Source organism: Streptomyces sp. CMB-StM0423 (assembly GCF_002847285.1).
Classification (GTDB): Bacteria; Actinomycetota; Actinomycetes; order Streptomycetales; family Streptomycetaceae; genus Streptomyces.
Genome location: NZ_CP025407.1, coordinates 7474678 through 7497162, shown reverse-complemented (window position 1 = coordinate 7497162; position 22485 = coordinate 7474678). Strand labels below are relative to the sequence as shown.

Below are 22485 nucleotides of genomic sequence, written 5' to 3'. Positions count from 1 at the left end.
GACCCCGACAAGCGACCCCGGGACGAAGGGCGGACGGCGTGAGCGACAACCAGAACCTGCTCGCGGAACAGCGCCGGGCCCTCATCCTGGACGAGGTCCGGCGCCGCGGCGGGGTGCGGGTGAACGAGCTGACGCGCCGGCTGAACGTCTCGGACATGACCATCAGGCGCGACCTCGATGCGCTCGCGCGCCAGGGGGTCGTCGAGAAGGTGCACGGCGGCGCGGTGCCGCTGGCCGAGGCGAGCACGCACGAGCCGGGCTTCGAGGCCAAGTCCTCCCGGGAGACGGGTGCGAAGGAGGAGATCGCCCGCGCGGCGGCGCAGATGGTGGCGCCGGGCGCGGCCATCGCGCTCTCCGGCGGGACGACGACGTTCGCGCTGGCGCGGCATCTGGTGGAGGTCCCGGACCTGACGGTGGTGACCAATTCGGTGCGCGTGGCCGACGTGTTCTACGCGGCGCAGCAGCCGGGGGCGCGCGGCGCGACGGTGGTGCTGACGGGCGGGGTGCGGACGCCGTCGGACTCGCTGGTCGGCCCGGTCACGGACCAGGCGATCCGCACGCTCCACTTCGACGTGCTGTTCATCGGTGTGCACGGGATATCGGTGCAGGCGGGCCTCTCGACGCCGAACCTGGCGGAGGCGGAGACGAACCGGCATCTGGTGCGGGCGGCGCGGCGCGTCGTGGTGGTCGCGGACCACACCAAGTGGGGCACGGTGGGCCTGAGTTCGTTCGCCTCGCTGGACGCGGTGGACGCGCTGGTGACGGACCCGGGGGTGCGCCCCGAGGCGCGGGCGGAGATGGCGGAGCACCTGCCGGAGGTCGTGGTAGCCGGCGAGCCGCAGGAGCCGGTGGAGGGCTGAGCGGGGCGTTGCTGCGCGGGCGGCGCGCTGCCTCGCGCCCGGGTCGTCAGCAGGTCCAGCGGCCGGTGGCGAGGAAGGCGTCGAGGTGCGCGGCGTACGGGCCGATGTCGAGGCCCTGCCCGGTGAGCCAGTCGTCGGAGTAGTACTTGTCGAGGTAGCGGTCGCCCGGGTCGCAGATCAGGGTGACGACGCTGCCCTTGCTGCCCTCCGCGACCATCTCCCCGACGATCCGCAGCGCGCTCCACAGCCCGGTGCCCGTCGAGCCGCCCGCGCGGCGGCCGATGGCCCGCTCCAGGGCGCGTACGGCGGCGACGGTGGCCGCGTCGGGGACCTTCATCATCCGGTCGATGGCCGCGGGCAGGAAGCTGGGTTCCATGCGGGGGCGGCCGATGCCCTCGATGCGTGAGCCGCGGTCGACGGTGACGTCCGGGTCGCCGCTCTCCCAGCCGGCGAAGAAGCAGGAGTTCTCCGGGTCGGCGACGCAGACGCGGGTGTCGTACTGGAGGTAGCGGACGTAGCGGGCGATGGTGGCCGACGTGCCGCCGGTGCCCGCGGTGGCGACGATCCAGGCGGGCTCGGGGAAGCGCTCCAGCCGGAGCTGGGTGTAGATCGACTCGGCGATGTTGTTGTTGCCGCGCCAGTCCGTCGCCCGCTCGGCGTAGGTGAACTGGTCCATGTAGTGGCCGCCGGTCTCCTCGGCGAGCCGGGCCGACACCTCGTACACCGTCCGCGGGTCGTCCACCAGATGGCAGGTGCCGCCGTGGAACTCGATGAGGCGGGTCTTCTCGCTGCTGGTGGTGCGCGGCATCACGGCGATGAAGGGGACGCCGATGAGGTCGGCGAAGTACGCCTCCGAGACGGCGGTGGAGCCGGAGGACGCCTCGATGACGGGCTTGCCGGGGCGGATCCAGCCGTTGCAGAGGCCGTAGAGGAAGAGGGAGCGCGCGAGGCGGTGCTTGAGGCTGCCGGTGGGATGGGTGGACTCGTCCTTGAGATACAGGTCGATGCCCCAGCGCTCGGGCAGCGGGAAGCGGAGCAGATGGGTGTCTGCGGTGCGGTTGGCGTCCGCCTGCACCTTGCGCACGGCCTCCTTGAGCCAGGCGCGGGCGGCGGGGTCGCTGCGGTCGACGTCGAGGGTGGGGAGGGCGCCGCCGGGCGCGGCGGCCGGGGGCTGTGCGCTGGCGGTCACCACCCGATCATATGCGGGGCCTCTGGCCACCTCGGCCGGTCGTGGGCACACTGGCAGGAGTGCTGGTGCCGCCTCCTTGTCGCGGGGCGGTGCCGCCCATGCGCGCTCATCGCTTCAGGGGAGCGCTGTGGGGGAGCCGAGGAGGGTCGGCGTGGCGGAGACGGAGTACACGGCTCACGGGGTACGGATAGGGCGTTGGTTGCGCTCACTGACCCGGGCGGGACAGGTGCATATCAAGGACGGCCGGCTGGAGTTGCTGACCAGCTACGGCACCCAGATCGACAGCGCCCCGGTCGAGGAGGTGCGCGCGGCCCGCCCGTGGTTCGGCCGCGGCGACCGGGCGGTGGCGTCGGTCAACGGCAGACAGTACGTGCTGACGCTGACGGGCGAGCGGGGCAGGCACGAGGAGTCGGGCGAGAAGGCGGCGGGCCGCTTCCTCGAAGCGGTACGCACCGCCCGCGGCAGGACGGACTTCGGCTGAAGTGACGACGGCCCGTCCCGCTCCCTGCGGAGCCGGACGGGCCGTGTGCCGCGTACCTGCGCCGGTCACTCCGTCGCTATCGCGCCAAGGACGTCCAGCTTGGCCGCCCGTCGGGACGGACGCCAGGCTGCCAGGGCGCCTGCGGTGAGGCCGACCAGGGCGACGATCGCCAACTGCAGCGGCGGCACCGTGAACACCCCGTCGCCGGAGGAGTCCGTCGCCTTCGTCATGGCCCAGCCGAGGAACGCGCCGAGCGTCAGGCCGCCCGCCGTGCCGAAGGCGGCGACGAGCACCGACTCCCAGCGGACCATGGCGCGGAGCTGCGCCCTGGTCTGGCCCACCGCGCGGAGCAGGCCCAGCTCGCGGGTCCGCTCGTGCACGGCGAGGGTCAGTGTGTTGGCGATGCCCAGCAGCGCGATGAGCACGGCGAGCGCCAGCAGCGCGTACACCAGCGTCAGCATCATGTCGACGCCCGCCGCCGAGGACTCGGCGAACTCGTCGCGCGTCTGCACCTCCGGGTTGCCGTACCGCTCGGCGGCCTTCTCCACCGCCGCCTTGCCGTCCGCCTCGGCCACGCCGTCCTTGAAGGCGACCGGGACCAGCGAGTCGGAGTCCTGCATGCGGTGCGGCTCCCACGCCTCGCGGGTGAGGACGTAGTCACCGGCCAGGTCCGCCTGGTCGTAGACGGCCCGTACGGTGAACGGCTGCTTCTCGCCGTCGGTGAAGGCGAACCGCGCGGTGCTGCCGACCTGCCAGCCGTGGTCGTCCGCCTCGCTCTTGGAGACCGCGACCCCGTCCGTGCCCAGGCCGGTCAGGCTGCCCCGGACCGTGCCGAGGTCCAGCACGTCGCCCATCCGCCCGGGATCCGTGACCGTCAGCGCCCGCCCGTCGCCGTCGACCCGGGCCACGCCGGTGCCCAGGCCGAGCGCGTGCTCCACCTCCGGCAGCTCCGCCACCGCCGGGGCGACCTTCGGGCTGAGCGCGCCGCTCTCCGGCCCGAACGCCGGTACCCGCACCGCCACGTCGCCGGCGAAGGCGCGCGAGACGGTCTGGTCCATCGTCGACTTCAGCGAGGCGCCGAAGACCGTGAACAGCGACACCACGGCGACGCCTATCATCAGCGCGGTCGCCGTCGCCGCGGTGCGCTTCGGGCTGCGCAGCGCGTTGCGGCGGGCCAGGCGGCCGTTCATGCGGCGCAGCGGGGCGCCGAGGATCCGTACGGCGTACGAGGACGCCACCGGGCCCAGCACCACGAACGCGGCGAGCGTGACGACCGCGCCGAGGACCGTCAGCATCACCGACGGGCCGGAGGACGCCCCGTACACCGTCAGCACGGCGCCCGCGGCGGTCAGCACGCCGCCGACGAGGGCGCGTACCCGGGAGGAGCCCGAGTCGTCCACGGCCGTCTCGCGCAGCGCCGCCAGCGGCGACGTGCGGCCGGCGCGGACGGCGGGCGCCAGCGCGGAGGCCAGGCACACCACGACGCCGGTGGCGAACGGCAGCGCGAGAGACAGCCCGCTGATCACCAAGTCGCCGTCGGGGAAGGGGAATCCGACCGCCGGGAAGAGCGCCTGGAGCCCGGCCGCGATCCCCACGCCGCCGGCGAGCCCGACGAGCGAGGCGAGCACGGCGACCACCAGGGCCTCGGCCATGGTCTGGCCGACGACCTGCCGCCGGGTGGCGCCGAGCGCCCGCAGCAGGGCGTTGTCGCGGGTGCGCTGGGCGACGACGATCGCGAACGTGTTGTAGATGCTGAACGTCGCGACCAGCATGGCCACGCCCGCGAAGCCGAGCAGTCCCGCGGTGAAGCCGCTGAGGAACTGGCCCGCGATCTGGTCCTGGTTCTCCTCGGTGACCTCCTGCCCGGTGACGGCCTCGATGCCGTCGGGCAGCGCCGGGGACAGGGACTCGACCAGCGCGGTCTGGCTCTCCCCCGGGCCCGCGCGGACCTGGATGCTCGTGGCCCGGCCCGGCTCGGCGGTCAGGTACTTCTCCGCGTCGGCCCGGGTCAGCGCCGTGAAGCTGGTCTGGCCCATGGCGTCCTCGCCGCCGAAGGTGGAGATGCCGACGATCGTCACCTTGAGCGGGTCGGGGGTGCGCACGGTCGTGCTGTCGCCGATGCCCAGGCCGGCGTCCTTCGCGGCGCCCCGGTTGATCACCGCCTCACCGGAGCGCTCGGGCGCCCGGCCCTCGTCGATCTGGTAGGAGTTCAGCTCCTTGTCGGCGATCCAGTTGCCGGCCAGGGTCGGAGGGCCCCCGCCGCCCACCGGCTCGCCGTCCTCGTCGAGGAGTTGCCCGGGGCCCTCGATGCGGGGCTCGGCCGCGGCGACGCCCGGCATCCGCGCGATCTCGTCCGCCAGTTCCGTGGGGACGGTCCTGCGGGTGCCGAACGACTCGCCAGGGGTGGTGATCATGTCGTCGCCGCGCACCACCGCGTCCGTACCGCTGGTGGCGCGGCCGAACATGGCGTCGAAGCTGGATCTGAGAGTGTCCCCCATGACGAGGGTGCCCCCGAGGAACGCGACGCCGAGGAGCACGGCGAAGAACGTGCCGGCGAAGCGCCGCTTGTGCGTGCGCAATCCGGCCATGCTCAGCCGGAGCGACGCGCGGGTGCCGCTCATGACGGGCTCTTCCTCTCCGCGGTGGTGTCCAGGGACGGTGTCGTACGGGGGCTCTCGCCCACGAAGCGCTGCATGCGGTCCAGTACGCGGTCCGCGGTGGGCGCGGCCATGCGGTCGACGAGGCGGCCGTCGGCGAGGAAGACCACCTCGTCGGCGTAGGCCGCGGCGACCGGGTCGTGGGTGACCATGACGACGGTGCGGCCCAGTTCGCGCACGGTGCCGGCGAGCAGGCCCAGGACCTCGGCGCCGGAGCGCGAATCGAGGTTGCCGGTGGGCTCGTCGGCGAAGACGACGTCGGGGCGGCCGGCGAAGGCGCGGGCCACGGCGACGCGCTGCTGCTGGCCGCCGGACAGTTCGGCGGGCCGGTGGTGCAGCCGGTCGCGCAGGCCGACCACGTCGATCAGCGAGTCGATCCACGCGGGGTCGCCGCGGCGGCCCGCGAGGTCCATCGGCAGCGTGATGTTCTCCGCGACGGTCAGCGTCGGCAGCAGGTTGAACGCCTGGAAGACGAAGCCGATCCGGTCGCGGCGCAGCATCGTCAGCCGCTTGTCGTCGAGCGCGCCCAGCTCGGTGTCGCCGATGAAGGCGGCCCCCGCGGTGAGCGTGTCGAGGCCGGCCGCGCAGTGCATCAGCGTGGACTTCCCGGACCCCGAGGGGCCCATGATGGCCGTGAACCGGCCGGCCGGGAAGGCGACACCGACGCCGTCGAGCGCCCGGACCTCGGTGTCGCCACTGCCGTAAACCTTGACGGCGTCGATGACGCGGGCGGCCGCGCCGGTGCGTACGGGGGCGGTGGTCGCGGATGTCATGCCGCACCGCCCTTGGTCTCGCCGCGGCGGCCGAACTCCTCGTTCAGCACGGACAGCCGGCGCCAGTACTCGTCCTCGTCGATCTCACCGGCGGCGAAGCGCCGGCCGAGGACGGCGATCGGCGACTGCTCGCCGTAGCCGGAGCCGCCAGGGCCGCCCGGTCCGCCGGGACCGCCGCGGAACCGCTGCCAGGGGGTGCCGCGGCCGCGCCAGACGACTCGGCGGACGAAGAAGAACAGGCCGCCGAGGACCAGTGCCCACATGAGCGGGAAGAGCAGGATCCAGGGTCCGGGTCCGCCGTCGTTCCAGTGCGCCAGGGTGTTCATCGTTCTCAACTCCTCGATGGTTTCTGTGGTGCCGACACCATCGAGACTCCCGCCGGGAGGGGGTCCGGGTCGTCGTACGGCCAGCGGCACCTGACCTGCTCCCGGCGGAGTATTCGGGCGGTCTCCGGCTGCTTCCGGCCGCCGTCCACGGGGGGGCGTGAGCCGGTTCGTACGCCGGCGGCCGTCACCGTGCGTGACTTATTCACACGGGGTGCGCCCGGAGCACGTGCATATGCACCCTCCACACGCTGCCGCGCGCCCCCTGGTAGCGCTTCCATGGAAGCGGACACGGGGCACGGACGGGACGAAGGAGAACAGACCGTGGCCACGGAAACCGACACGAGTGCGGTCGTGTCCGAGCTCGCCGAGATCCGGCGCTCACTCGACGTGGGCCTGGCCCGCATCGACGGGCGGCTCGCACTGCTGTCGCAGCGCAGTCAGCAGATGGAGCGGGAGATCGACGAGCTGACGGCACGCGTCACCTCGCTTGAGCACGCGCGCTGGCCGCTGCCGTCGATCGCCGCGCTGACCGGCGCGGCGGCGATGGTACTGGCGTTATGGCAGGCCCTGGGCCGGTGAGCGGCGCACACGGCCATCGAGCACCGGCCGCCGGTCCCGCAGTGGCGGGGCCGGCGGCCGGGTGTGCGCTGGTCAGGCGCCGAGGCGGAGGTGATGGAGCATCAGCAGCGCGGCGGCCATATTCGCGGCGGGCACCTCCCCGCGGCCGACCATGTCGGGCACCCCCTTCAGGGGCACCCACTCGCGTCTGTCGGACTCGAAGTCGTCCTCGGGGTCGCCGATCTGCACCGCCTCCGTGGCGTAGTACATGAGGTGCCGGGCGTCCGTCAGGCCGTTGGACGGCTCGACGGTCATCAGGTGCGTGAGCGGGCCGGGCCGCCAGCCGGTCTCCTCCTCCATCTCGCGGGCGGCGGCGGCCTCGGGGTCCTCCCCGTCCTCCACCACCCCGGCGGCCAGCTCCCATCCGTAGACGTCGGTGATGAAACGGTGCCGCCAGAGCAGCAGCACCTCGTTCGCCTCGTTGACCGCGGTCGCCACGGCGACGGGTCGCAGGCGGATCAGGTAGTGGTCAAGGTGGCGCCCGTCCGGGAGTTCCACGTCGGCCAGGTTGACGCGGAACCAGCGGTTTTCGTACACGGTGTGCTCCCTGAGATTCCTCCATCGCACGTAGTCCCCCTTGTCGCCGTCCAGTGGCGGTGACGGCCCCCGCCTCAGAGCGGAACGCGCAACGCTGCGTCGATCAGCTCTGCCGCCTCGGCGGTCCCCCCTCCGCCGGTCTCGGTCAGATGGCGACGGACCGCGCGCAACCTGTCCCGCAGCCGCTGCGACTCCATCCCTCTGGCCGCTCTTGCCATTTCCAGCGCCGCCTGCGCCGCCTCCTCGGCGTCCCCCTGACGCAGCTCGACGTGGCTCAGAATCGCCAGCCGGTGCACCCGCCCCCGGTCGTGGGCGGGCCGGTGCACGGCGGTCGCCGCCTGTTCGCGGGCGGCGCGCAGGTCCCCGATGCGTAAGAGCGCCTCGGCGACCTGCACGTTGACCAGACCCGGCTGGACGTAGTCCGTCTCGGCCGGCTCCTGGCGTGCGCTGATCCGCCCGGCGGCGGACTCGGCGCGACGGATGCAGTCCAGGGTGCCCGAGCGGTCGCCGAGGAAGGCGTACGCCTTGGCCTGCATCGCGTACAGATCGGCCGCCAGGGCGGGGCTGACGTCCTGGTCGGCGGCCCGCAGCGCGGCCTCCGCGAACGCGACCGCCTGGCGGTACTCCCTGAGGAACAGCGACTGGTTGACGAGCATGGCGATGACGTACGCGCCGAAGCCCCGGTCCCCGCTGGCCTTGGCCAGCCGCAGCGCCTGGTGGAAGTAGCGCTGGGAGAGGCCGAGGGCGTCCGAGTCGTACGCGCAGATGCCCGCGACGGCGACGAGGCCGCCGGTGGCCCGGTGCAGCCGGCGGCCGATTTCGTCGCCGTACGAGCCGCGGAGCAGCGGCGCCGCCTCGGAGTTGAGGAAGCGCACGACGCGGGCGCGGGTCGCCATGCCGCCTGCCTTGCGGTACATCTGCTCGTAGTGGGCGCGGGCGGCCTTGAGGGTGGTGACGTCGGCCTCGCTGACGTGCACGGGTCCGGTACGGGAGACGTCGCCGTCCTCCGGCGGGTTCTCCCACTCCCACACCGGGATGACGGCGGGGGTGCCGGTGAGCGCGCGGGCGCTGACGACGTGCGGGTGCTGCTGCTCGTCGGAGCGCCACAGGGCGGTGGCGCGCTCGACGAAGCGGGCCAGCGGCGCGGCGGCCGAGGGGCCGCCGGCGGCGCCGAAGCCGATGTCGTCCAGCGTGACCGGGCGGTCGAGCCGTTCGGCCAGCACTTCACAGATGACGTCGGGCACCTGGCCGCGTGGTCGCTGGCCCTTGAGCCAGCGGGCCACGGCGGTGTGCTCGTAGCGCAGCCGCAGTCCGCGGGCCGCGCCGGCCCGGTTGACGTGCGCGGCGAGCCCGGCGTGGGAGATCCCGGCTTCGTCGAGTGCCGCGTCGAGCAGGGTATTGGGCTCCATGTGCCCTCCTGCGAGCAGGGTGTTCGCCAGCGTAACCGAGGGACTTTCACACGGGGTGTGAAGTGCGCGCCCGCAGTCGTGGCGTGTGCGCCCTCCCGGTGGCCACGGGTGGCGAGTTGACTGTGCGGCATCGGGTCCGCTCGCTTCCCCGCAGCCTGGCGGCGGTTCCGTAGCCGCCCCGCCCGGCCGTGCCGGACCCGGCACCTGGCCGGCCGGGCGGGCGGCAACCCCCCACCGGCGCGGGCGCCGGGGACCGGACGGCGGTCCGGGCCGCGGCAGCCCGCGACCGGGGCGGCGGGTCCGTACGGCCGCTCAGCCGACGACGCGCAGCCAGATGCCGGTGCAGTGCGGCAGGGCGGACACCTGTACCTGCTCCAGCCGGATCCGGGTGCCGCCTGGGCGGTCGAAGAGCCGGACGCCGTCGCCGAGGAAGACCGGCGTGGTGAAGACCAGGACCTCGTCCAGCAGGCCCGCCTCGATGCACTGGCGGGCGACGTTCGCGCCGATGACGTTCACGTAGCCGTCACCCGCGGCGGCCTTGGCGGCGGTGACGGCGGTGTCGAGGTCATCGGCGAAGGTGACGCCCGGGACGGGCTGGACCGGCGGGTGGTGGGTGAGCACGAACTGCTGCCCCTCCCAGCCGCCGCCGAATGCCTCGCCCTCGTTCTCCGTGCCGCGGTGCGGGTCGTCGCCGAAGAAGCTCCGCGCGCCCGAGAGGATCGAGCCGACCCGCGGGACGAGCCCGTCGACCGTGGGGTTGTCCCCGAGGTGGTCGGCGAGCCAGGACATGTCGCCGCCCGGTCCCGCGATGAATCCGTCGAGCGACATCGTCGCCGAGAACAGCAGCTTTGCCATGGGGCGCCTTTCCTCCGGTGGTCTGCGGACTGCCGAGTCTGCAGGGTGGGACCGGCGGGCGGCCCGGAAGTCATCGGTACGCGGCGGGGCGGCCCCGCCCGCGCTCACCCCGCGAGGACCCCGAGGGGGTCGTCGAGCACGGGCTGCCAGGCGAGTTCTGCCGCGCCGACCAGGCTGTTGTGGTCGAGCGTGCACTCCAGCACCGGGACGCCGCCGCTGCGCCCCCACAGGCTGCGGTCCGCCACCCGCGCGCGCAGCCGCTCGGGGGCGGCGGCCAGCAGGACCTGGTGCAGGCCGCCGAGGATGATGCGGTCGGGGTTGAGGATGTTGACGAGACCCGCGAGGCCGAGGCCGAGGCGGTCCACGACCAGTTCGACGGCGGCGGCGACGGCCGGGTCCGCGTGCTCGTCGCGTACCAGTTCGCGGGCCTGCTGGAGCAGGGAGACCTCGGGGCCCGGCGCGCGGCCCGCGGCCGTCAGCAGCGCCAGCGGGTCGGTCTCGACGTCCAGGCAGCCGCGGCTGCCGCAGTGGCAGGGCAGGCCCTCGTCGGGGTTGACGGTCAGGTGGCCGACCTCCAGCGCGAGCCCGGCGCTGCCGGTGTGCAGCCGCCCGTCGAGGACGAGCGCCCCGCCGACGCCGCGGTGCCCGGTGGCGACGCACAGCAGGTGCGCGGAGCCGCGCCCCGCGCCGTGGCGGTGCTCCGCCAGGGCGGCGAGGTTGACGTCGTTGCCGGTGAACGCCCGCGGGGCGGCGGCGAACTCGATGCCGGAGGCGGTCAGGCAGTCGTGGAAGATACGGCGTACGGGCGCGCCCGCGGGCCAGGCGAGGTGCAGCGGGTTGAGCGCTTCGCCGTCCGGTTCCGCGACCGCGGACGGCACGGCCAGACCCGCGCCCACGCAGGTCCGCCCGGTGGCGCGGAGCAGCTTGGCACCCTCCTCGACGACCGCGGCGAGTACGTGCGCGGGGTCGGCCGGGACCGTACCGCAGCCGGGGGCAGTGGCGACGATGCGGCCGCCGAGCCCGACGAGCGCGGCGCGGAAGCCGTCCGCGTGCACCTGCGCGGCGAGCACGACGGGGCCCCCGGGGTTGACGGACAGGCCGTGCGAGGGCCGGCCCTGGTGTCCGGCGGCGGCGGGCCGGGAGTCCACGGTGATCAGGCCCAGCGCCGCCAGCTCCGCCGCGACGGCGCCCGCGGTGGCGCGGGTCACGCCCAGTTCTGCGGTGAGCACGGCGCGGGTGGGCGCCCGGCCGGTGTGGACGAGCTCCAGCGCGGGGCCCAGCGCGCTGCGGCCCCTCTCGGGTCCCGCGGGCCTTGTACGAGTCGGCGTCACGCTTCTATTCTGTCTTTGTGCCGACGCTAAACAAAATACGGGCGGCGCTCCCCCGGTCACTGCGCGGCACCACCGTGCCCCGCGGCCCCGCCGGAGCCCAGCTCGCCCGCCTCCGTACCGTCCTGACCGTCTTCTTCGCCCTCGACGGCTTCGTCTTCGCCGGCTGGGTCGTCCGGATCCCGGACATCAAGGACCAGACCGGCGCCTCGCCCAGCGCGCTGGGTCTCGCGCTGCTCGGCGTGTCCGCGGGCGGGGTGGCGACCATGGTGCTCACCGGCGGGCTCATCCGCCGCTACGGCGCGCACGCCGTGACCGTGGGCACGGCCGCGCTGCTGTCGGCCGGCGTGGTGCTGCCGCCGCTGACCCGCTCCGCGCTCGCGCTCGGCCTCGTCCTGGTGGTCTTCGGCGCCGCGTTCGGTTCCATCAGCGTCGCCATGAACAGCGCGGCCGTCGACCTGGTGGCCGCCCTGCGGCGGCCGGTGATGCCCAGCTTCCACGCGGCGTTCAGCCTCGGCGGGATGCTCGGCGCCGGGCTCGGCGCGCTCGTCGCGGGACACCTCTCCCCCACCCGGCACCTGCTGCTCCTCGCGCTGCTCGGGCTCGCGGTCACCGCCTTCGCCGGGCCCGCGCTCCTCGCCCTTCCGGCCGCGAAGCGACCGCCCGCGCCGGCGGTCGCCGACGGCTCGCACGCGAACGCCCCGGAGGCCGGGGCGGGCAGCGGGCCGGCCGCGGCGGAGCGGCCGGCCGGGCGCACCCGGCTGCTCGTCGCCGTGCTCGGGCTCGTCGCGCTGTGCACCGCGTACGGCGAGGGCGCCATGGCCGACTGGAGCGCGCTGCACCTCAAGGAGTCCCTGGACGCGGGACCAGGGCTGGCCGCCGCCGGCTACTCCGTCTTCGCCCTCGCCATGACCGCGGGGCGGCTCTCCGGCACCGCGCTGCTGCTGCGGCTCGGCCAGAACCGCGCCCTCGTCGCCGGCGGCGCCACCGCCTGCGTCGGCATGCTGCTCGGCTCCTTCTCCCCGTACGTCTGGGGCGCCCTGGCCGGCTTCGCCCTCACCGGACTCGGCCTGGCCAACATATTCCCCATAGCGATCGGCCGCGCCGGCGAACTGGCGGGCCCGAACGGCGTCGCCGCCGCGTCCACGCTCGGCTACGGCGGCATGCTCCTCGGGCCGCCGGCGATCGGCTTCCTCGCCGACTGGTTCTCGCTGCGCGCCGCGCTGAGCACGGTGGCGCTGCTCGCCGGGGCGGCGGCGCTCATCGCGTACGCGATGCAGGCCGTGCAGAACGGCGGGCGCCCGCGCGGGACGTGAGGAGCCGGGCCCGGGAACCGGGCCGGCCGGTCATCTGACGCCGACGGTGCGGGCGAGCACCGCCCGCTGCACCGGCAGCGCCTCGGCGTGCAGCCTGCGGCCCGCGTCGGTGACGCACACCTGCACGCCCCTGCGGTCCTCGGGGCACATGCCGCGGGTCACCAGACCGTGCTTCTCCAGCCTGCCGACCAGGCGGGACAGGGCGCTCTGGCTCAGGTGCACCCGGTCCGCCAGCTCCTGCACCCGCAGGCTCGCCTTGTCACCCGAGTTCGCCATGCCGAGGAGCACGTCCAGCACCTCGAAGTCGCTGGCCCCGATGCCGTATCGATGCAGCTCACGGTCCAGCTCGCCCACCGCCCGCGCGTGCACCGCGCGGATCTCCCGCCATTGAGAAACGACCGCGCCTTCGGCGCTCCCCGTTGCCATGGCATGGCACCGTACCAGCCCGTGAGCGGGATGTGACGGCCGGTGTGCAACGGATTGAACACGGCGCTCCGGGGATAGAGTTCGGAGTATGAGGGGGCTGGAAATGCGGGGACCGAGGACGCAGAGCCAACGGGACGCAATGACCGTCGAGATCGTGTACGCGGCCGTCACGGCCGCACTGCTTGCGGGTGCGGTGTTCCTCGCAGTCGCCGCGCCCGCGCTGTTCTTCGACGCGGTGCGCGGCGACGCAAGGGTGGGGGTGCTGACGGCCGCGAAGGCGGCCGGGGCTACGGCGTTCGTGATCCGCGTCGCGCTCGTGCTGCGTCGCTGGTGACGAGCCGCCTGACCAGGGGCCAGAGCAGGATCAGCGCGATGACGGCGTAGAGCGTGACCGCGAACGGGGTGTTGACGAGGCCGCTCAGGCTGCCGTCGCTGAGCTGGAGCGCCCGGCGCATCTGCTGCTCGGCCGCCGGGCCGAGGATGACGCCGATGATCGCCGGCAGCACCGGCAGCCCGTAGCGCCGCATGCCGAGCCCGATCAGGCCGATCACCAGCAGGATGACCAGGTCGACCGCCTCGCCGCTGACGGCGTACGCGCCGACCGCCGCGAAGAAGAGGATGCCCGCATAGAGATACGGCCGCGGGATGCGCAGCAGCTTGGCCCAGACCGGCGCCAGCGGCAGGTTGATGAGCAGCAGCAGGAACATCCCGACGAACAGCGACGCGATCAGGCCCCACACCAGGTCGGGTTCGCGGTCGAAGAGCAGCGGGCCCGGCTGGATGCCGTACTGCTGGAACGCGGCCAGCATCACGGCGGCGGTCGCGGTCGTCGGCAGGCCGAGCGTAAGCATCGACACCAGCGTCCCGGCCGCGGAGGCGGACGCCGCCGACTCCGGCCCCGCGACGCCCTCGATGGCACCCTTGCCGAACTCGTCCTTGTGCTTCGACAGCCGCTTCTCCGTCACGTACGACAGGAAGGTGGGGATCTCCGCGCCGCCCGCCGGGATCGCCCCGAACGGGAACCCGATCGCCGGCCCGCGCAGCCACGGCTTCCAGGTGCGCCGCACGTCGGAACGGGCCAGCCACGGCCGGCCGACGGGTATCGCGCCCTGGTTGTCCGAGCGCAGCCTGGCGGCCACCCACAGCGCCTCGCCGACCGCGAAGAGACCGACCGCGACGATGATGACGTCGATGCCGTCGGCGAGTTGCAGTGAGCCGAACGTCAGCCGCTCCTGGCCGGTCATCTGGTCGAGTCCGACCAGGCCGATCGTGAGCCCGACGAGCAGCGAGGCGAAGCCGCGGATGCGGGAGCGGCCCAGCACGGAGGTCACCGCGATGAACGCGAGGACCATGATGGCGAAGTAGTCAGGCGCGCCGATGTCGACGGCCAGGTCGGCGATCACCGGGGCCAGGGCGACCAGCAGGATCGTGCCGATCATGCCGCCCGCGAAGTGCCCGATCGCCGCGGCGGCCAGGGCCTGCGGGCCGCGGCCCGACTTGGCCATCGGATTGCCCTCGATGGCGGCGACCACCGCGGCGCTCTCCCCCGGTGTGTTCAGGAGGATCGAGGTGGTGGAGCCGCCGAACATGCCGCCGTAGTAGATGCCGGCGAACATGATGAGCGCGGCGGTGGGTTCGAGACCGTACGTCACGGGGAGCAGCAGCGCGACGGCCATCGCCGGGCCGATGCCCGGCAGTACGCCGATCGCGGTGCCGAGGAGGACGCCGACGGCGGCCCAGAGGAGGTGGGCGGGCGTCAGCGCGGTGCCGAAGCCGTCGATGAGAGAGGTGAAGGAGTCCATCTCACAGCACCTCCATGAGCGGCCCGCCGGGCAGCGGGACGCCCAGCAGGTTGTTGAAGACGGTGTACGTGAGCACCGACAGCACGGCGGCCACCAGCGGGTCGGTGGCGAACGCCCGGCTGCCCAGGGCGTAGGCCGCGCCCCAGAACAGCAGGGCGCCGGCGACGGGGAAGCCGACCTCGCCGATGAGGAAGGCGGAGGCGAGGAAGACCCCGGCGAGCAGCAGCACGGTGCGCCACTCGGAGGCCGCCTCCAGGTCGATGTCCTCGCCGCCCTCGGCCTGGCCCTTGCCGCCGCGCAGCACGTCGACGGCGAGGAGGGCGGCGACGACGAGGAGGGCGATGCCGATGACGGTGGGGACGGCCTCGGGGCCGACCGGGCCGCGCTGGGCGTAGTCGGTGTCCATGGTCAGCGCGTCGATCAGCACCAGCACGCCGAGGGCCAGCAGCAGGACGCAGACGCCGAGTTCGGACTTGCCGCGCAGCAGGGCGAGCGGGCCGCCGGGGGCGTGCCTGCCGTCCGGGGCCGGGGTGCCGTCCGGGGCGTCCTTGCCGTCCGGTGGTTCCGCGGGGGTACGGGTCCCGCCCGCCGTCGGCCCGTTTCTCGTCGGCTCGTTCGTCACAGGCCCAGCTCCTTCAGCACCGAGACCACGCGCCGGTCCTGCGCGTCGAGGTAGTCGCCGAACTTCTCGCCGGTGAGGAAGGCGTCGGTCCAGCCGTTCGTCTTCAGCGACTGCCGCCACTCGTCGGTGTCGTGCAGCTTCTCGAAGAGGTGGATGAGGTTCTTGCGTTCGGTGTCGGACAGCCCCGGCGGGGCGACGAAGCCGCGCCAGTTGGTGAACGCCACGTCGATGCCCGTCTCGCGCAGCGTCGGCGCGTCCAGACCCGGGTGCCGCTCGCCGCTGGTGACCGCGAGCACCCGCAGGTCGCCCGCCTTGATCTGGTCGAGGTACTCGCCGACGCCGGAGACGCCGAAGGCGACCTTGCCGCCGAGGATCGACGCGAGCAGTTCGCCGCCGCCGTCGTACGGCACGTAGTTGACCTCCTTGGGCACGATCCCGGCGGCCCGGGCCATCAGCATCGGCGCCAGGTGGTCCGGGCCGCCGGGGGACGAGCCGCCGCCGACCGGGGTCTTGCCCGGGGATGCCTTCCAGTCGGCCAGCAGGTCATCGAACGACTCGTACGGGGAGTCCGCGGGGACCACGACGATGTCGGGCTCCTCGGTCACCCGCGCGATGGGGGTGGTGTCGGCGAGCGTGTGGTCGGTGGTGTTGGTACGCACCGCGCCGCTGACCCCGAGTCCCATGGACATCGCGAGCTTGCCGTTGCCGTGCTCGTTGACCAGCCGGGACAGGCCCACGGTGCCGCCGGCGCCGGGGAGGTTGAAGACCTCGACGTTGCTGCCGAGGTCGGCCTCCTCGATGTTCCTGGCGATGGTCCTGGCGGTGATGTCGTACCCCCCGCCCGGGGTGTTGGGCACCATCAGCTCCAGGCCGGGGATCCGGCTGCCGGTCGCCGCGCCGTCCCCCTCCGTGATGAGCGGAGGGCCGAGGAGCACCAGCAGCGCCGCTGCCGCGAGCGCGAACGGGGTGCGTAGAGTGGTCGGCAGACGCACGGTTCGGGTCACCGCCTCTTCGTCGAGGAGCCGGCTCCGCGGAGCCGTGGATGATCACTGGGGTCCGGATGTCGCCACATGCTCCCGCCGCGGTCCCCAGGTGTCGCGCTTGTGAACGCAAGGAAACTTCTGGTCGTTCTGGTCCCGGCGCGGACCGCCCCGGAGCGCTAGCCTGACCGCCGTGATCCGGGTACTGGTGGTCGACGACGACTTCATGGTGGCCAAGCTGCACAGCCGCTACGTCGCGGCGACCGAGGGCTTCGAGGTGGCCGGCGTCGCGCACAGCGGCGCGGAGGCGCTGCGCGCCGTGGCGCGGCTGCGCCCCGACCTGGTGCTGCTCGACGTCTATCTGCCGGACATGGACGGCATCGGGGTGCTGCGGCGGCTGCGCGCGGGTGAGCACGCGGACACCGACGTACTCATGATCACCGCGTCCCGGGACGCCGAAACCATCCGCGGCGCGCTGCACGGCGGCGCCCTGCACTACGTGATCAAGCCGTTCAGCCAGGCCGCGCTGCAGGAGCAGTTGCGCCACTTCGCCGCCACCCGGGCCCGGCTCGACGCGCTCGACGACACCGGCGGGGTCCAGCAGGCGCACGTCGACCGCCTCTTCAGCACCCGCCCCACCGTCTCCGGCGCGCTGCCCAAGGGGCTCAACGTGCGCACCGCGGAGCTGGTGGAGCGGGTGCTGCGCGAGCACCCCGGGGGGCTCTCGGCCAGCGAGTGCGCCGAGGCGGCGGCCATCTCCCGGGTGGCCGCGCGGCGTTACCTGGAGCACTTCGCCGACTCCGGGCGCGCCGAGCTGTCGCTGAAGTACGGCGGCACGGGGCGGCCCGAGCACCGCTACCGCTGGGCCGGCTGAAGTGCACGCATACGGCCGCGCCCCGGCGCGGGAGCGCGCACGCCCGGACCGTACGCCCGCGGGCGGCGCCGTATACGACCCGTAACCCACCCGCACGCGCGCCCCGCGCGTCACCCCTACGGGTGTCTCCCGGGGTGCCGGGGCGACGCCGGGGGTAGTGCTGCCCCGGGCGCTGGACGCGAACGAACCCGGGGAGGGGCGGATGCCGCCTAAGCAGCCGTTCGAACTGCCGACCTTCTATCTGCCGTGGCCCGCGCGGCTCAACCCGCACGTCGAGCAGGCGCGGGTGCACTCGCGGGCGTGGGCGCGCGGGATGGGGATGCTGGAGGGCTCGGGCATCTGGGACTCCGCCGACCTCGACGCGCACGACTACGCGCTGCTGTGCGCGTACACCCACCCCGAGTGCTCGGCGGACGTGCTGTCCCTGGTCACCGACTGGTACGTGTGGGTGTTCTTCTTCGACGACCACTTCGTGGAGGCGTTCAAGCGCGACCGCGACCGGGCCGGGGCCAAGGCGTACCTCGACCGGCTGCCCGCGTTCATGCCGCTGGAGCCGTCCGGCGCGGACATGCCGGAGCCGCGCAACCCGGTGGAGGCAGGGCTCGCGGACCTGTGGGCGCGGACCGTGCCCGCGATGTCGGCGGGGTGGCGGCGGCGGTTCGCGCAGAGCACGGTCAACCTGCTCGACGAGTCGCTGTGGGAGCTGGCCAACATCGACGAGGGGCGGGTGGCCAACCCCGTCGAGTACGTCGAGATGCGCCGCAAGGTGGGCGGGGCGCCGTGGTCCGCGGGCCTGGTGGAGTACGCGGCGGCGGCGGAGGTGCCGGACCGGGTGGCCGCCTCCCGGCCGCTGCTGGTGCTGCGCGACACCTTCTCCGACGCCGTGCACCTGCGCAACGACCTCTTCTCGTACCAGCGAGAGGTGGAGGACGAGGGCGAGCTGAGCAACGGCGTGCTGGTGATGGAGACGTTCCTCGGCTGCGGTACGCAGGAGGCCGCCGAGCGCGTCAACGACCTGCTGACGTCCCGGATGCAGCAGTTCGAGCACACCGCGCTCACCGAACTGCCCCTGCTCTTCGCCGAGGAGGAGCTGACGCCGGCGGAGTGCGCGCGGGTGGTCGCGTACGCGAAGGGGATGCAGGACTGGCAGTCGGGCGGGCACGAGTGGCACCTGCGCTCCAGCCGGTACATGAACGAGGGCGCCGCCGCCGGCCCGCCCGCCCTGTCGTACCCGCCCGCGGGGGCCGGGGTGGACGTGCGCGGGCTGCTGACCGCGACCGGGGCTGCGCGGCTGCGCTCGTACGCGCACGTGCCGCACCGCCGGGTCGGCCCGTCGCTGGTGCCGGAGCTGCCCATGCCGTACGGGCTGCGCCTCTCGCCGCACCTCGACGCGGCCCGGATCCGGACGGTCGACTGGGCCCGCCGCATGGGCTTCCTCCAGCCCCAGCCCGGGGTGCCGGGCTCGCACGTCTGGGACGGCCCGCGGCTGCGCGGCTACGACTTCCCGCTCTGCGCCGCCGGGCTGCACCCGGACGCGGACGAGGAGGAGCTGGACCTGGCCTCGCAGTGGCTGGCCTGGGGCACCTACGGGGACGACTACTACCCGGCCGTCTTCGGCCGCACCGGCGATCTGGCCGGTGCGCGGGCCTCGAACGACCGGCTGAAGCTGTGCATGCCGCTGGACGACGGGACGCCGGCGGCGCCCCCGGCGAACGCGCTGGAACGCGGGCTTGCCGACCTGTGGCAGCGGACGGCCGGGCCGATGCCGCCGGAGGAGCGCGCACGCTTCCGCACGACGGTGGACGTCATGCTCGACGCCTGGCTGTGGGAGCTGTCCAACCGTGCGCAGAACCGCATCCCGGACCCCGTGGACTACATCGAGATGCGCCGGGCGACGTTCGGCTCCGACATGACGAAGTACCTCTGCCGGCTACGCCGCGGGACAACCGTGCCGGCCGAGGTCTACGAGAGCGGGCCGGTGCGAGCGCTGGAGAACTCCGCCGTGGACTACGCGTGCCTGCTCAACGACCTGTTCTCGTACCAGAAGGAGATCGAGTACGAGGGCGACATCCACAACGCGGTGCTGGTCGTCGAGAACTTCTTCGGTGTCGGCTACCCGGCGGCGGTGCGGATCGTGCACGACCTCGTGGCGGGGCGGATGCGCGAGTTCGAGCACGTGGTCGCGGCCGGGCTGCCGGTGCTGTACGCGGACCTGGAGGCGTCGGAGGAGGTCCGCGCGGCGGTGGCGGGCTACGTACGCGACCTGCAGAACTGGATGGCCGGCATCCTCAACTGGCACCTGCACGTGCGGCGGTACGGGGCCGCGGAGCTGGCGGAGGACGCGGGCGGTCCCGGGCTGCCGGGCGGGGCGCCGGCGGGGCTGGGCACGGCGGCGGCGCGGCCGGGGGCGTGGGCCGGGGCGTGAGGGTCGGCGGCGGACGGGGCGGGGCGGTCGGCGCCCGGCTGGGTACGGGCGGGAGCGGGCCGGCCCGGGTCAGCCGAGCCAGCCGGGGCGTACCAGCCCCGACTCGTACGCCTGCACCACCAGTTGCGCCCGGTCCCGTACGCCGAGCTTGACCATGGTCCGGCTCACGTGCGTCTTGGCCGTCAGCGGGCTGACCACAAGACGGCGGGCGATCTCCTCGTTCGACAGGCCCATGCCCACCAGCGCCATGACCTCCCGCTCCCGCTCGGTCAGCTCGTCCAGCGCCGCGGCCGCCGCGGGCTCCTTGGAGCGGGCGGCGAACTCGGAGATCAGCCGGCGGGTGACGCCCGGGGAGAGCAGCGCGTCGCCCTCGACCACGGCCCGTACCGCGCGCACCAGTTCCTCCGGCTCGGTGTCCTTGACCAGGAAGCCGGAGGCGCCGGAGCGGATCGCCTCGAAGACGTACTCGTCCAGCTCGAAGGTGGTGAGCATGACGACCCTCACGCCCGCCAGATCCGGGTCGCCGGTGATCCGGCGGGTGGCCTCCAGGCCGTCGAGGACGGGCATGCGGATGTCCATGAGGACGACGTCCGGGCGCTGTTCGCGGACGAGGGCCACGGCCTGCTCGCCGTCCGCCGCCTCGCCGCACACCTCCAGGTCCTGCTGGGCGTCGAGGAGTGCGCTGAAGCCGGCCCGTACGAGCACCTGGTCGTCGGCGAGCATCACGCGGATCACTGGCGCTCCTCTGGGGTGTGGCGATTAGGGGTCACGCGGCCGGCGTTCACGGTATCCGCCGTCAGCGGGATGCGGGCCCGCACCCGGAAGCCGCCGTCCGCGCGGGTGGCGGCCTCGACGGTGCCGCCGAGGGCGGCGGCGCGCTCGCGCATGCCGACCAGGCCGTTGCCGCCGCCGGTGAGGCCGCTCGCGGTGGCGGGGCCGTCGTCGTCGATCTGCAGCTCCAGCTCGCCGGGGGCGTGCCGGACCAGGACGCGGGCGGTGCGCGAGCCGGAGTGGCGGACGACGTTGGTCAGCGCCTCCTGGACGATGCGGAACGCGGCCAGCTCCGTGCCCGGCGGCAGCGCGGCCCGCGCGCCGTCGACGGTGACGTCCACCGTGAGGCCGGCCGCAGCGGCCTGCTCCTTCAGCTCGCCGAGCCGGTCGAGGCCGGGGGCGGGCGAGCGCGGGGCGCCGCCGGGGGTGCGCAGCGCGTCGAGCACCTGGCGGACCTCGCCGAGGGCTTCCTTGCTGGCGGACTTGATGGTGGTCAGCGCCTCGCGGGCCTTCTCGGGCTGCTGGTCGAGGAGCGCCAGGCCCACGCCCGCCTGGATGTTGATGACGGAGATGCTGTGCGCCAGCACGTCGTGCAGCTCGCGGGCGATGCGCAGCCGCTCCTCGTCGGCGCGGCGGCGCTTGGCCTCCTCCCGCTCGGCCCGGGCGGCGGCCCACTGCTCGCGGCGCGTACGCATCAACTCGCCGCCCGCGACCACCGCCAGCACCCAGGCGATGACGAACAGTACCTGGCCCCAGTGGCCGCCGCCGTCGCCGCTCGGCGGCAGCCAGCGGTAGAGGACGGAGGTGTACGCGATGTGGCCGGCGAAGAGCAGCGCGAGCGCCCCCCAGACGGCGTGCCGCTCCCCCACCGAGATGGCGGCGAAGCAGGCGACGGCGGCGCTGAGGAAGATCGGCCCGTACGGGAAGCCCGTGGCCAGATAGCCGAGGCAGACGGCGACGGTGCCGAAGGCGGCGGTGCGCGGGTAGCGGTGGCGCAGCAGGAGGAGGACGGCGGCGGCGAGGAGGAAGCCGATGGCGCCCGGGAAGGGGTCGATGCGGTCGGTGGCCTGGGCGGCGCCGCGGGTGCCGATGACCATGAAGAAGGTCAGGAAGAGAGTGGAGCGCCAGGGGAGGCGGTCGCGGCTGGGCAGCCAGCGGAGCATGCCGGGCAGCGGGCGGCCGTCGTTGTCGTCGGGGGCGGTGGGTGGGCCGCCGGGGGCGTAGGGCCCGCCGAACGGGGGCCCCGGCCACCGCCGGCCGCCGGCCTCGTCGTCCCGCCCCCACCACGGGGGTCCTCCGCGTCGCATGCCTGAAACGCTAACCGGCGGCGGCGCCTTCGGGCGTCAGCCGTACGCGGACACCCGGCGTACTCCCGGTGGAGTACCTGCTCAACGGGGGTGAGGCCGGTGGTTGCGGGGCGGGGGGCGAGGGTGCCCCGCGGGGTGGAGGTGCCGGGGCCGGTCCCGGGGCGGTCCCGGCCGGTCCCGGGGCGGTCCGGCGGGTGGCGGCTACGCGGCGGGGGTACGCAGGCCGATGCCGCGGCCCAGGTCCGCCGCGGCCCGCTCGAAGAACTCCTCGCGGGCGTGGACGACCTCGTGGAACTGGCCGAACACCTCGAAGCCGACGAGGCCGAAGAGCTGCGACCAGGCGGCGACCAGTCGCGCCATCGCGGCCGGGTGCAGCCGGATCTCCAGGCGGCGCACCAGTTGCTCGGCGTCGCGGAGCACCTCGGCGGACTCGACGGCCGCGGGGTGGAGCAGCCCGGCGTCGTCGGCCTCCTCGGCGACGCCGATGAGGGCGCGGGCGACGCGGGAGGCGGGGGCGGTAGTGGTCTCGGGGGCGGCGTAGCCGGGGACCGGGGAGCCGTAGAGGAGGGCGTACTCGTGTGGGTGGGCCAGCGCCCAGCGGCGTACGGCCTGGCAGCCGGCGGTCCAGCGGGCGACGGGGTCGGCGGCGGGGTCGCCGGCGGCGACGGCGCGCTCCGCGGCGGTGCCGACGGCGTCGTAGGCGTCGGTGATCAGCGCGGTGAGGAGGTCGTCGCGGCTGGGGTAGTAGCGGTAGAGCGCCGAGGAGACCATGCCCAGCTCGCGGGCTACGGCGCGCAGTGAGAGGCGGGCGGCGCCCGCGTCGGCGAGCTGTCGTCTGGCCTCGGCCTTGATGCTCTCGGCGATCTCGGTGCGGGCGCGCTCCCTGGCTCCTGTGACCCTCGTCATGGGGGCCAGTGTGCCATCGAGAG

The 22485-nt window shown here is 74.0% G+C and carries 22 protein-coding genes; 7 read left to right on the top strand and 15 right to left on the bottom strand.

What is annotated here, in order from left to right:
- Positions 1 to 38: 38 nt before the first annotated feature.
- Positions 39 to 860, top strand: a complete 822-nt coding sequence (locus CXR04_RS32605; RefSeq protein ID WP_101425800.1) for a DeoR/GlpR family DNA-binding transcription regulator — start codon at positions 39 to 41, stop codon at positions 858 to 860.
- Positions 861 to 906: 46 nt separating this feature from the next.
- Here CXR04_RS32605 and CXR04_RS32600 read toward each other — a convergent pair whose 3' ends face one another.
- Positions 907 to 2049, bottom strand: a complete 1143-nt coding sequence (locus CXR04_RS32600) for a PLP-dependent cysteine synthase family protein (RefSeq protein WP_101426719.1) — start codon at positions 2047 to 2049, stop codon at positions 907 to 909.
- A gap of 151 nt (positions 2050 to 2200) precedes the next feature.
- On the opposite strand from CXR04_RS32600, the gene CXR04_RS32595 reads away from it, so the two are divergent.
- On the top strand, positions 2201 to 2530 hold the full coding sequence (locus CXR04_RS32595; protein ID WP_101425799.1) for a hypothetical protein: 330 nt from the start codon (positions 2201 to 2203) through the stop codon (positions 2528 to 2530).
- 65 nt (positions 2531 to 2595) lie between these two features.
- Here the strand turns inward: CXR04_RS32595 and CXR04_RS32590 are convergent, their stop codons facing one another.
- Genes CXR04_RS32590 through CXR04_RS32580 form a run of 3 tightly spaced genes read right to left on the bottom strand, consistent with a single transcriptional unit; the run spans position 2596 to position 6286 of the window.
- Positions 2596 to 5151 carry an ABC transporter permease gene (locus CXR04_RS32590; RefSeq protein ID WP_101425798.1) on the bottom strand — a complete coding sequence of 852 codons (2556 nt, stop codon included), beginning with the start codon at positions 5149 to 5151 and terminating at the stop codon, positions 2596 to 2598.
- The gene (locus CXR04_RS32585) at positions 5148 to 5960 is read right to left on the bottom strand and encodes an ABC transporter ATP-binding protein (RefSeq protein ID WP_101425797.1); all 813 of its coding nucleotides are present in this window, start codon (positions 5958 to 5960) and stop codon (positions 5148 to 5150) included. Before CXR04_RS32585 ends, CXR04_RS32590 begins: the two co-directional genes overlap by 4 nt.
- Positions 5957 to 6286: an SHOCT domain-containing protein gene (locus CXR04_RS32580; protein WP_101425796.1), complete on the bottom strand. Its 330-nt coding sequence runs from the start codon at positions 6284 to 6286 to the stop codon at positions 5957 to 5959. The genes CXR04_RS32585 and CXR04_RS32580 overlap by 4 nt, the downstream gene beginning before the upstream one ends.
- A 321-nt stretch (positions 6287 to 6607) precedes the next feature.
- On the opposite strand from CXR04_RS32580, the gene CXR04_RS32575 reads away from it, so the two are divergent.
- Positions 6608 to 6865: a hypothetical protein gene (locus tag CXR04_RS32575; protein WP_101425795.1), complete on the top strand. Its 258-nt coding sequence runs from the start codon at positions 6608 to 6610 to the stop codon at positions 6863 to 6865.
- Positions 6866 to 6937: 72 nt separating this feature from the next.
- Here CXR04_RS32575 and CXR04_RS32570 read toward each other — a convergent pair whose 3' ends face one another.
- From CXR04_RS32570 to CXR04_RS32555, 4 genes are all read right to left on the bottom strand, one after another.
- Positions 6938 to 7471 carry an NUDIX domain-containing protein gene (locus CXR04_RS32570; RefSeq protein ID WP_078627975.1) on the bottom strand — a complete coding sequence of 178 codons (534 nt, stop codon included), beginning with the start codon at positions 7469 to 7471 and terminating at the stop codon, positions 6938 to 6940.
- A 44-nt stretch (positions 7472 to 7515) separates the two neighbouring features.
- Positions 7516 to 8850: a transcriptional regulator gene (locus CXR04_RS32565; protein ID WP_101425794.1), complete on the bottom strand. Its 1335-nt coding sequence runs from the start codon at positions 8848 to 8850 to the stop codon at positions 7516 to 7518.
- 312 nt (positions 8851 to 9162) lie between these two features.
- Positions 9163 to 9705: a dihydrofolate reductase family protein gene (locus CXR04_RS32560; RefSeq protein WP_101425793.1), complete on the bottom strand. Its 543-nt coding sequence runs from the start codon at positions 9703 to 9705 to the stop codon at positions 9163 to 9165.
- Between the two features lie 104 nt (positions 9706 to 9809).
- On the bottom strand, positions 9810 to 11036 hold the full coding sequence (locus CXR04_RS32555; protein ID WP_101425792.1) for an ROK family protein: 1227 nt from the start codon (positions 11034 to 11036) through the stop codon (positions 9810 to 9812).
- A 17-nt stretch (positions 11037 to 11053) separates the two neighbouring features.
- On the opposite strand from CXR04_RS32555, the gene CXR04_RS32550 reads away from it, so the two are divergent.
- Positions 11054 to 12349, top strand: coding sequence for an MFS transporter (locus CXR04_RS32550; RefSeq protein WP_442802432.1), 1296 nt, complete (start codon positions 11054 to 11056; stop codon positions 12347 to 12349).
- A 30-nt stretch (positions 12350 to 12379) separates the two neighbouring features.
- Here CXR04_RS32550 and CXR04_RS32545 read toward each other — a convergent pair whose 3' ends face one another.
- Entirely contained in the window at positions 12380 to 12775 is a 396-nt protein-coding gene (locus tag CXR04_RS32545; protein WP_101425790.1) for a MarR family winged helix-turn-helix transcriptional regulator, read from the bottom strand.
- Between the two features lie 139 nt (positions 12776 to 12914).
- Between CXR04_RS32545 and CXR04_RS32540 the strand changes: the two genes are divergently transcribed.
- Positions 12915 to 13109: a DUF6332 family protein gene (locus tag CXR04_RS32540; protein ID WP_101425789.1), complete on the top strand. Its 195-nt coding sequence runs from the start codon at positions 12915 to 12917 to the stop codon at positions 13107 to 13109.
- Here CXR04_RS32540 and CXR04_RS32535 read toward each other — a convergent pair.
- Genes CXR04_RS32535 through CXR04_RS32525 form a run of 3 tightly spaced genes read right to left on the bottom strand, consistent with a single transcriptional unit; the run spans position 13063 to position 16191 of the window.
- Positions 13063 to 14577, bottom strand: a complete 1515-nt coding sequence (locus CXR04_RS32535) for a tripartite tricarboxylate transporter permease (RefSeq protein ID WP_101425788.1) — start codon at positions 14575 to 14577, stop codon at positions 13063 to 13065. The two genes, CXR04_RS32540 and CXR04_RS32535, sit on opposite strands and share 47 nt — an antisense overlap.
- Position 14578: 1 nt before the next feature.
- Positions 14579 to 15199 carry a tripartite tricarboxylate transporter TctB family protein gene (locus CXR04_RS32530; protein WP_101425787.1) on the bottom strand — a complete coding sequence of 207 codons (621 nt, stop codon included), beginning with the start codon at positions 15197 to 15199 and terminating at the stop codon, positions 14579 to 14581.
- Complete coding sequence (locus tag CXR04_RS32525; RefSeq protein ID WP_101426718.1) at positions 15196 to 16191, bottom strand: Bug family tripartite tricarboxylate transporter substrate binding protein; 996 nt, start codon at positions 16189 to 16191, stop codon at positions 15196 to 15198. Before CXR04_RS32525 ends, CXR04_RS32530 begins: the two co-directional genes overlap by 4 nt.
- A gap of 181 nt (positions 16192 to 16372) precedes the next feature.
- Between CXR04_RS32525 and CXR04_RS32520 the strand changes: the two genes are divergently transcribed.
- A complete protein-coding gene (locus CXR04_RS32520; RefSeq protein WP_101425786.1) occupies positions 16373 to 17053 on the top strand; it encodes a response regulator in 681 nt (226 codons plus the stop codon).
- 202 nt (positions 17054 to 17255) lie between these two features.
- Positions 17256 to 19478, top strand: coding sequence for a terpene synthase family protein (locus CXR04_RS32515; protein WP_234380602.1), 2223 nt, complete (start codon positions 17256 to 17258; stop codon positions 19476 to 19478).
- A 69-nt stretch (positions 19479 to 19547) separates the two neighbouring features.
- Here CXR04_RS32515 and CXR04_RS32510 read toward each other — a convergent pair whose 3' ends face one another.
- The 3 genes from CXR04_RS32510 to CXR04_RS32500 all read right to left on the bottom strand — a co-directional run bounded on the left by CXR04_RS32510 (position 19548) and on the right by CXR04_RS32500 (position 22462).
- Positions 19548 to 20213 carry a response regulator gene (locus CXR04_RS32510; protein WP_101425784.1) on the bottom strand — a complete coding sequence of 222 codons (666 nt, stop codon included), beginning with the start codon at positions 20211 to 20213 and terminating at the stop codon, positions 19548 to 19550.
- Positions 20210 to 21556, bottom strand: a complete 1347-nt coding sequence (locus tag CXR04_RS32505) for a sensor histidine kinase (protein WP_101425783.1) — start codon at positions 21554 to 21556, stop codon at positions 20210 to 20212. The genes CXR04_RS32510 and CXR04_RS32505 overlap by 4 nt, the downstream gene beginning before the upstream one ends.
- Before the next feature lie 201 nt (positions 21557 to 21757).
- Positions 21758 to 22462: a TetR/AcrR family transcriptional regulator gene (locus tag CXR04_RS32500; protein ID WP_101425782.1), complete on the bottom strand. Its 705-nt coding sequence runs from the start codon at positions 22460 to 22462 to the stop codon at positions 21758 to 21760.
- Between the last annotated feature and the right edge of the window lie 23 nt (positions 22463 to 22485).